Genomic DNA, 6,688 nt, shown 5'->3' with positions numbered 1-6,688 from the left:
GGCGAACTCCAGCTGCACGGCTGGTACTACGAGGTCCACACCGGCCTCGTGCGGGAACACCGCCCGGAGACCGACACGTTCGAGACGCTCTGAGGGGGCGGGTGACCATGCTGTCCAAGTTCCCTCATCTCAGGCAGGACTTCCTCGCCTCCATCGTCGTCTTCCTGGTCGCCGTGCCGCTGTGCGTCGGCGTGGCCGTCGCCTCCGGCGTCCCCGCCGAACTGGGTCTGGTCACCGGCATCGTGGGCGGACTCGTCACCGGTCTGCTGCCCGGCAGCAGCCTGCAGGTGTCCGGGCCCGCCGCCGGCCTCACCGTGCTGGTCTTCGAGGCCGTCAGCGAGTTCGGGGTGGCCACGCTCGGCGTGATCGTGCTGATCGCCGGGCTGCTCCAGCTCGCCATGGGCTTCGCCGGCATAGGCCGCTGGTTCCGCGCCATATCCGTCTCGGTCGTCGAGGGCATGCTCTGCGGCATCGGACTGGTGATCATCGCCGGCCAGGTCTACGCGGCGGCGGGCCTCAAGGCCCCCGAGACCGGCCTGGGCAAGATCGCCGGTCTGCCGGGGGCGTTCGCCGACGCGTTCTCCAGCAGTGAGGCGCTGACCTCCCTCGCGATCGGCGCGGGCACCATCGCCGTCATCGTGCTGTGGAAGAAGACGCCGAAGGCGGTCCGGACCGTGCCCGGCGCCCTCGCCGCGGTCGTCCTGGCCACGGTCGCCACGCTCGCGTTCAGCCTGCCCGTCGCCACCGTCCAGGTGGAGGGCCTGCTCGGCGTCATCCAGCCGCCCGGCTCCGAGGCGTTCGGCGAGCTGGCCAGCCCGGCCATCTGGGGCACGATCATCGCCTTCGCGCTCATAGCCTCGGCGGAGAGCCTGTTCAGCGCAGCGGCCGTGGACCGGCTGCACAACGGCCCGCGCACCGAGTACAACAAGGAGATGATCGCCCAGGGCGCGGGCAACACCCTGTGCGGTCTGCTCGGCGCGCTGCCGATGACCGCGGTCATCGTGCGCAGCTCCGCCAACGTGAGCGCGGGCGCCAGGACCAAGGCGTCCCGGGTGCTGCACGGCGTGTGGCTGCTGCTGTTCGCCGCCGCCATGCCGTGGGCCCTGGCGCTCATCCCGGTCCCCGCCCTGGCCGGCATCCTCGTGCACGCCGGCTGGAAGCTGATCCCGTTCCGCCAGATCACGGTGCTGTGGCGGGCGCACAAGGGTGAGGCGCTGATCCTCGTCGTCACAGCCGTGTCGATCGTCGTGGTCAACATGTTCGAAGGCGTGCTCATCGGTCTGGCCCTGGCCGTCGTCAAGACCGCCTGGGAGGCCTCGCACGTCAAGCTGCAGGTCGTCGACAAGGGCGCCGGCCCGATCCAGGTGTACCTGTCGGGCAACGCGACCTTCGTGCGGCTGCCGAAGATCCTGGACAGCCTGGAGGCGCTGCCCGAGGACCGTCCGGTCGAGCTGGACCTCTCGGGTCTGCACCACCTCGACCACGCCTGCCGCACGGCCCTGGAGAACTGGGCCGCGCGCCACAGCGCGACGGGCACGGAGCCGGTGAAGGTCACGGAGACCGAGGCGTCGCCGGAGGGCGAGAAGGTCACGGCGGCCTAGCCGGACGCCGGCTCTCCCGGTCCGGGGCGCGCGGCCCGCGCGCCCCGGACCTCGTGCGTCCGGCCCCGGCCCCACCAGGGCATGGCCCCGACCCGCGATCCCGGCATATCGTTGCAGAAGTACCCGGAACGGGACCTCTGAGCGAGGAGGTCGGCATGGTCGAGGAGCTGATCGGGGCGGTGGCGGCGGTCGGCGCCGCCGGCCTGGTGTACCTGGCCGCGGCGGCGCGGGTCGTCAGGCAGTACGAACGCGGGGTGGTCTTCCGCCTCGGGCGGCTGCACGGGGACGTGCGGCGGCCCGGGTTCACGACCGTGATCCCCGGGGTGGACCGGATGCGCAAGGTCAACCTGCAGATCGTGACCATGCCCGTCCCCGCGCAGGAGGGCATCACCCGCGACAACGTGACCGTGCGGGTGGACGCGGTGGTGTACTTCAAAGTGGTGGACCCGGCGGCCGCGGTCGTCAACGTCGAGGACTACCGCTTCGCGGTGTCGCAGATGGCCCAGACCTCCCTGCGGTCGATCATCGGCAAGAGCGAGCTGGACGACCTGCTGTCCAACCGGGAGAAGCTCAACCAGGGCCTGGAGCTGATGATCGACAGCCCGGCCGTGGAGTGGGGCGTGACCATCGACCGCGTCGAGATCAAGGACGTGTCCCTGCCGGACACCATGAAGCGCTCCATGGCCCGCCAGGCCGAGGCCGACCGGGAGCGGCGGGCCCGGCTGATCAACGCGGACGCCGAGTACCAGGCGTCCAAGAAGCTGGCCCAGGCCGCCCACCAGATGGCCGACACGCCCTCGGCGCTGCAGCTGCGGCTGCTGCAGACGGTGATGGCGGTGGCGGCGGAGAAGAACTCCACGCTGGTGCTGCCCATCCCGGTGGAGCTGCTGCGCTTCCTGGAGCGGGGCCATCAGGCCGGCGGGCAGGGCGCACCGGCACCGGCACCGGTGGAAGAAACCGTCGAGCGAGCCGACCAGGCACGCAAGGCCATGGAGGAGCTGCGGCACGCGGTCGAGCAGTGACCCGCGCTACGCGCGTGGTTCCCGCCACCGGCACCAGGTGGTAGACACAGCGGGATCACAGTTCCTGTCCGCCAGCAGGAAGGTTTCCCCATGACCGAAACCGGCCCCACCGCCACACGACGTCAGGTGCTCGCCGGAACGGGTGCCCTGGGCCTCGGGATCGCGTTCTCCGGTGCCCTGTCCGAACTCTTCGCCGGCAGCGCCGCCGCCCAGCCGCTCGGCCGCACCGGCTACGGCCCCCTCGTCCCCGACCCGAAGGGCGTCCTCGACCTGCCGGAAGGTTTCCGCTACCGGATCCTCTCCCGCGAGGGCGACCCGCTGCGGTCCGGGGAGGGCCCGGTCCCCTCCAACCACGACGGCATGTCGGCCTTCGGGGGCAGAGGCGGCCGGGTCCACCTGGTCCGCAACCACGAGAACCGCCACAACGGCAGGATCCCCGTTCCGGCCGTCGACGGCCTCACCTACGACCCGGCCGCCAAGGGCGGCTGTACGACCCTGACCCTGGACTCCCGCAACCACGTGCTGTCCGAACGCGTCGGCATCGCCGGCACGGCCGTCAACTGCGCGGGCGGGCCCACCCCTTGGGGCACCTGGCTGACCTGCGAGGAGAACGAGGACAAGGCGGGCACCAACGGCTACACCAAGGACCACGGCTTCATCTTCGAGGTCGACCCGGCCGACCCGCGCCGGACCGGGGCGGTGCCGCTGACCGCGATGGGCCGCTTCCAGCACGAGGCGATCGCCGTCGACCCGCGGCGGGGCGTGGTCTACGAGACGGAGGACGCCTTCGAGCGGCCCTTCGGCCTCTTCTACCGCTTCCTGCCGGACCGGCCGCTGGGCGGCCGGGGTTCGCTGCGGGCGGGTGGGCGGCTGCAGGCGATGCGCGTGCCCGGCGTGCCCGACCTGTCCACGATCCAGGACACCGGTGCCGCGTTCGACGGCGTCGAGTGGGTGGACGTCCCCGACCCGCAGGCCGCGCAGACGCCGATCCGGCTGCAGGACTTCGGGCGCCGGGGCATCACCCACGCGCAGAAGCTGGAGGGCTGCTACTGGGGTGGCCGGTCGGTGTACTTCGTGTCGTCCTTCGCGCGCACGGGCGACGGTTCGGCGGCCGACCACTACGGGCAGGTCTGGCGCTACGACCCCGAGCGCCGCCGGCTGACCCTCGTCGTGGTCTTCGGCCCGGACACCGACGTACAGCTGCCGGGCGAGTCGCCGGACAACATCTGCCTGGCTCCCGGCGGCGGCCTCATGGTCTGCGAGGACGGCAACGGCGCCCAGCACGTGTACGGCGTGACCCGGCGCGGCGCCGTCTACGCGATGGCCCGCAACCGGCAGGACATCGGCGGCCCCGGGGAGCCCGAGTGGGGCGAGTTCGCCGGGGTGACCTTCTCGCCCGACGGCGACACCATGTACGTCAACTGCTACACCCCCGGCACCACGTTCGCGGTGACCGGCCCCTGGCGCGGCTAGCCGCCTCGCCGCTCGCCGCCCGGGACACCCGGGACCCGGCCGGCGAGCGGGGCCGGCCGGTCAGCCGGCCAGCAGGGCGTCGATCTGGCCGACGGCCTCCTTCAGGCCCTCCTCCATGCCCATCGTGATCAGCTGCTCCATCTGCTCGCGGGAGTCGAAGAGGGAGCGCATCTCCATGCGGGTGCCGCCCTCGCGCTCGCTGAGCCGGACCGACACGGACATGGTCGGCATGTCGTCCTTGGGCTTGCCGTCGTCGTCGGCGAAGCCGTCGGTGAACTCCAGGGCCGTCGGCTCGGTGACCGAGGTGATCCGCCACCAGCCGCGGTGGCGGTCGCCCTCCGGCCCGGTCATGAAGTAGGTGACCTCGCCGCCGGGGGTCAGGTCGTGCTCCTCCACGGTCGCCGGGTAGGCCGGCGGACCCCACCAGCGCTCCAGCTGCCGGGGATCGGCCCACAGCCGCCACACCCGCTCCACGGGAGCGGCGAAGTCGGCGACCAGGGTCAGGGTCAGGTGGTCGAGGTCCTTGTCGACACTGGTGACACTCATCTGTCGGGCCCTTCCGTGGTGTCGTTCTCTCCGGTCGCGGACGGCCCCGGCCGGGACGCCCCGGGATCCTCGGCGAGCAGCCGGGCCATCCGGTCCACCCGCCCGCGCCACGCCGACTCGAGCTCGTCGAGCGCGCGGCGCGCGCGGCCCACCGCCTCGGGGTCGGTGCGCACGAGCTGCTCCCGTCCGCTGCGCTGCTTGGTGACCAGCCCCGCCCGCTCCAGCACCGCGACGTGCTTCTGCACCGCCGCGAAGCTCATCGGGTAGGCCTCGGCCAGCCGGGACACCGACAGCTCCCCGCGCACGCAGCGGCGCAGTATGTCCCGGCGCGTGGTGTCGGCCAGGGCGTGGAACAGCCGGTCCACCGTCTCGTCGGTCCACTCATCTACAACCATTTGGTTGTACGTTAGCCCCGGCGGCTCCTCGTGTAAAGCGCCCCGCCCGGCACTGACGCGGGCGCCTCGGGGTACTCGGTGCCACATGAGCGAGAAGCAGCAGGTCAGCAGCTCGTACTGGCTCGACACGGCACCGGACGGCCGCCATCCGGCGCTGGCGGAGGACCTGGACGTCGACGTGGCGGTGATCGGCGGCGGCATCGCCGGACTGTGCACGGCGTGGGAGCTGGCACGGGCGGGGCGGAGCGTGGCGGTGCTGGAGGCCGGCCGGATCGCGGCCGGCGTGACCGGGCACACCACCGCCAAGGTCACCGCCCTGCACTCGCTCGTCTACGACAAACTGCGCCGCACCCGCGGCCCCGAGGGCGCGCGGCTGTACGCCCGCTCCCAGTCCGAGGCGATCGAGCGCGCGGCGGGGATCGCCACGGAGCTCGGCATCGACTGCGACTGGGAGGCGCGGAGCGCCTACACCTACGCCCGCGACCCCGGCAAGGTCGACGAGCTGCGGGCCGAGGCCCGCGCGGCCGCCGAGGCCGGGCTGCCCGCCGAGTTCGTGACGGAGACCGGGCTGCCCTTCGAGGTGGCGGGCGCGGTCCGGGTCACCGGGCAGGCGCAGTTCCACCCGCGCAAGTACCTGCTGGCCCTCGCCGCCGACCTGGCCGGCAACGGCGGGCGGATCTTCGAGGACACCACCGTCCTCGGCCTGGAGGAGGGCGAGCCGTGCCGGCTGTCGACCGCGACCGGGGCGACGGTCCGGGCCCGGGACGTCGTCGTCGCCACGCACTACCCGGTCTTCGACCGGGCCCTGCTGTTCACCCGGCTCACGCCGAAGCGCGAACTGGTCGTCGCCGGGACCGTCCCCGCGGGGCAGGACCCGGGCGGCATGTTCATCACGCCCGACGAGAACACCCGCTCGGTGCGCACGGCCCCGTACGACGGCGACCGGCGCCTGCTCATCGTCACCGGCGAGCACTTCACGCCCGGCACGGGCGACACCCGGGAGCGGCTGGAGCGCCTCACCACCTGGGCCACGCGGCACTTCCCCGGCCTGGACGTCACCCACCGGTGGGCCACGCAGGACAACAGCCCCACCGACACCGTCCCGCTGGTCGGCCCGCTGCACCAGGGCGCCCGGCACACGTACGTGGCCACCGGGTTCGGCGGCTGGGGCATGAGCGGCGGCATGATGGCGGGCCGCCTGCTCGCCGCGCAGATCACCGGCGAGGAGTGCGAGTGGAGCGCCCTGTACGACCCGCGCCGGCTGAAGCCCGCCGTGCGGGAGGCGCCGTCGTTCCTCAAGACCCAGGCCAAGGTGGCCGGGCACTTCGTGGGCGACCGGCTGCGGCCCTCGCCGCCGGTGGAGTCCCTGCCGCCGGGTGAGGGGGCCGTGGTCCGGGCCGGCGGCCAACGCGTCGCCGTCTACCGGGACGACGACGGAGCCCTCCACGCCGTCTCCGCCCGCTGCACCCACCTGGGCTGCCTGGTCGACTTCAACGCCGCCGAGCGCGCCTGGGAGTGCCCCTGCCACGGCTCCCGCTTCGACACCGACGGCAAGGTGATCCAGGGCCCGGCGACCAAGCCGCTGGAACGGCGGGACATCTGAGCGGGCCGCGGGCGGACGGCCCCGACCGGCCCGACCGGCCTAGGCTGG

6 protein-coding genes and 1 pseudogene are annotated in these 6,688 nt (G+C 73.0%); 5 read left to right on the top strand and 2 right to left on the bottom strand.

Going from position 1 to position 6,688, the window contains the following annotated elements:
* The 4 genes and pseudogenes from AC07DA_RS30590 to AC07DA_RS30575 form a co-directional block, all read left to right on the top strand.
* A pseudogene (locus AC07DA_RS30590) lies at nt 1-93 on the top strand (carbonic anhydrase); the annotation flags it as partial.
* Nucleotides 94-107: 14 nt separating this feature from the next.
* Nucleotides 108-1,601, top strand: a complete 1,494-nt coding sequence (locus AC07DA_RS30585; protein ID WP_479131479.1) for a SulP family inorganic anion transporter — start codon at nt 108-110, stop codon at nt 1,599-1,601.
* A 155-nt stretch (nt 1,602-1,756) separates the two neighbouring features.
* The gene (locus tag AC07DA_RS30580) at nt 1,757-2,623 is read left to right on the top strand and encodes a slipin family protein (RefSeq protein ID WP_479131478.1); all 867 of its coding nucleotides are present in this window, start codon (nt 1,757-1,759) and stop codon (nt 2,621-2,623) included.
* 90 nt (nt 2,624-2,713) lie between these two features.
* Nucleotides 2,714-4,096 (top strand): PhoX family protein, encoded by a 1,383-nt coding sequence (locus AC07DA_RS30575; RefSeq protein WP_479131477.1) that lies wholly within the window; start codon nt 2,714-2,716, stop codon nt 4,094-4,096.
* Nucleotides 4,097-4,156: 60 nt separating this feature from the next.
* Here the strand turns inward: AC07DA_RS30575 and AC07DA_RS30570 are convergent, their stop codons facing one another.
* Both AC07DA_RS30570 and AC07DA_RS30565 read right to left on the bottom strand, forming a co-directional pair.
* Entirely contained in the window at nt 4,157-4,642 is a 486-nt protein-coding gene (locus tag AC07DA_RS30570; protein WP_479131476.1) for an SRPBCC family protein, read from the bottom strand.
* Nucleotides 4,639-5,037 carry an ArsR/SmtB family transcription factor gene (locus AC07DA_RS30565; protein ID WP_479131475.1) on the bottom strand — a complete coding sequence of 133 codons (399 nt, stop codon included), beginning with the start codon at nt 5,035-5,037 and terminating at the stop codon, nt 4,639-4,641. The genes AC07DA_RS30570 and AC07DA_RS30565 overlap by 4 nt, the downstream gene beginning before the upstream one ends.
* A gap of 85 nt (nt 5,038-5,122) precedes the next feature.
* On the opposite strand from AC07DA_RS30565, the gene AC07DA_RS30560 reads away from it, so the two are divergent.
* Entirely contained in the window at nt 5,123-6,640 is a 1,518-nt protein-coding gene (locus AC07DA_RS30560) for an FAD-dependent oxidoreductase (protein WP_479131474.1), read from the top strand.
* Nucleotides 6,641-6,688: the final 48 nt, after the last annotated feature.

This window comes from Streptomyces sp. NPDC044921, assembly GCF_056432865.1.
Note: the sequence above shows the minus strand (reverse complement) of the source record. Positions and strands in the feature narration are given on the sequence as shown.

Excerpts from the sequence above, each read along its gene's own strand:
- AC07DA_RS30565 (WP_479131475.1), bottom strand. The coding sequence starts at position 5,037 with ATGGTTGTAGATGAGTGGACCGACGAGACGGTGGACCGGCTGTTCCAC.
- AC07DA_RS30560 (WP_479131474.1), top strand. The coding sequence starts at position 5,123 with ATGAGCGAGAAGCAGCAGGTCAGCAGCTCGTACTGGCTCGACACGGCA.
- AC07DA_RS30585 (WP_479131479.1), top strand. The coding sequence starts at position 108 with ATGCTGTCCAAGTTCCCTCATCTCAGGCAGGACTTCCTCGCCTCCATC.
- AC07DA_RS30580 (WP_479131478.1), top strand. The coding sequence starts at position 1,757 with ATGGTCGAGGAGCTGATCGGGGCGGTGGCGGCGGTCGGCGCCGCCGGC.
- AC07DA_RS30570 (WP_479131476.1), bottom strand. The coding sequence starts at position 4,642 with ATGAGTGTCACCAGTGTCGACAAGGACCTCGACCACCTGACCCTGACC.
- AC07DA_RS30575 (WP_479131477.1), top strand. The coding sequence starts at position 2,714 with ATGACCGAAACCGGCCCCACCGCCACACGACGTCAGGTGCTCGCCGGA.